At 56.4% G+C, this 1,762-nt stretch carries 3 protein-coding genes; all 3 read right to left on the bottom strand.

Annotated features, from left to right (window positions below; all coding sequences use genetic code 11):
* Positions 1-899 (bottom strand): IS66 family transposase (gene tnpC / locus QN379_RS23380; protein ID WP_416348565.1); only part of this gene is annotated, 899 nt, incomplete at its 3' end.
* A gap of 29 nt (positions 900-928) precedes the next feature.
* Positions 929-1,276 (bottom strand): IS66 family insertion sequence element accessory protein TnpB, encoded by a 348-nt coding sequence (tnpB, locus tag QN379_RS23375; RefSeq protein ID WP_323507754.1) that lies wholly within the window; start codon positions 1,274-1,276, stop codon positions 929-931.
* Positions 1,273-1,665, bottom strand: a complete 393-nt coding sequence (tnpA, locus tag QN379_RS23775; RefSeq protein WP_416186780.1) for an IS66-like element accessory protein TnpA — start codon at positions 1,663-1,665, stop codon at positions 1,273-1,275. The genes tnpB and tnpA overlap by 4 nt, the downstream gene beginning before the upstream one ends.
* Between the last annotated feature and the right edge of the window lie 97 nt (positions 1,666-1,762).

Here is a 1,762-nt window from a genome sequence, read left to right as displayed (position 1 = left end):
CCTTTACGGTCCGGAGTATAGGCAAACCAGACTGCTGCTGGTTCAACAGATCCGGAAGGACGGTCATCCCGCACATAGGTCCATAGTCGCGCTGTCTTGGTCTTGCCATTACCCGGTGCCAGAACGGGTATGGGTGTGTCGTCGGCATGCAGTTTCGTGGCAGCCAGCACATGGCGTCGAATCGCGTCCACCAGTGGTCGCAGCAAACTGCTGGCAGCACCGACCCAGTCAGCCAATAATCCCCGATCCAGTTCGACACCTTCACGGGCATACATGACAGATTGCCGATAGAGCGGCAGGTGATCGGCATATTTACTGACCAGTACATGGGCCAGTAATCCGGGACCTGCCAGACCGCGTGTAATCGGACGACTGGGCGCGGCAGCTTGCAGGATGGTATCGCAGCACTTGCAGGCCAGCTTCGGACGAATGTGTCGGATGACTCTGAAGCTGGCGGGAATGAATTCGAGTTGTTCAGCAACGTCTTCGCCCAGTTGCCGCAGGCCACCACCGCAATCCGGACAGGCATTTTGTTCGGGCAAATAAATCTTCTCATCACGGGGTAAATGAAGGGGCAGCGGTTTGCGCGGTGCACTCTGGCGTGGCTTTCTGGTCGGAGGTTCTTCCATGGCAACAGCACTCTCATCGGCCTGCAAATCTTCCAGTCGCAGTTCAAGTTGTTCGATCTGGTGATCGAGCTTCTCGGATTTGCGGCCGAACTGCATGCGTCTGAGCTTGGCGATAAGAAGCTTGAGGTGTTCGATTTCGATCCCGCGCGTGGAAAGCTCTTCCCGCAACTGCGCCAGCGTTTCACTTTGCGCGGCAAGGGCGACGTCACGCTCCAGGATCATGGCCTGCAAGGTCGCGATATCGTCAGGAAGAGTGGTGTGCGTTGGCATGGTGCCAGTTTACGCATGTGTGGCGATGTTTACAAGCCTGATGAGGGCCGATTCGTGCGTTCCGGACGCCGCCAGTCGATCCCTTCCAATAGCATCGACAACTGCGCTTGCGAGAGCGACACCGATCCTTCCGTTGCCTGCGGCCAGATGAAACGGCCGCGTTCGAGGCGCTTGGCCAGCAGGCACAGGCCATCGCCGGTCCACCACAGAATTTTAAGGATATCTCCACGCCGTCCCCGAAAGACGAAGACATGACCGCTGAACGGATCTTCGGCCAATGCCGTCTGCACCTTGGCTGCCAGGCCATTAAAACCACAGCGCATATCGGTCACACCCGCTGCCATCCAGATACGTGTGCCTGCCGGCAGACCAATCATGCGAGCAACCGTTCCAGAACAAGGGCAAGCATGGCAGAGTCGACGACGCCTTCGAGTCGAAGCCGGGCTTTGCCTACTTCCAGAATAATGACCCCGGGGGAAACAGCGGTACTGGTAAAGACCGGTTGTGTATCTACCGGCAGGGGATCGCTGAGCACAACCGGCAATAATGTACTCTGCGGGCCCGAGGCAGTTTCAAAGGCTCCCACATGAAATAGCTTGCGCCATGCAAAAACCTGATTGGCATTGAGGTCATGCGCACGCGCCACCCGCGATACCGAAGTTCCTGGCACCAGAGATTCTTCGGCGACCCTGCGTTTAAATTCCGTTGAATGCTGGCGATAAGCGCCGCGCTTTGCTCGCGAAACCGTCCCAATATTTGTGTCCATAATGTGAATTTGTGGGCACAATTAATTTGTGCCTTCCCATTCAAATCATGCAGAAATTTGGTGTTTATGGGTAGAGGGTACTGAGGGAACGCTTACC

The organism is Glaciimonas sp. Gout2, from assembly GCF_035018905.1.
Lineage (GTDB): Bacteria > Pseudomonadota > Gammaproteobacteria > Burkholderiales > Burkholderiaceae_D > Glaciimonas.
Note: the sequence above shows the minus strand (reverse complement) of the source record. Positions and strands in the feature narration are given on the sequence as shown.

Excerpts from the sequence above, each read along its gene's own strand:
- tnpB (WP_323507754.1), bottom strand. The coding sequence starts at position 1,276 with ATGATTGGTCTGCCGGCAGGCACACGTATCTGGATGGCAGCGGGTGTG.
- tnpA (WP_416186780.1), bottom strand. The coding sequence starts at position 1,665 with ATGGACACAAATATTGGGACGGTTTCGCGAGCAAAGCGCGGCGCTTAT.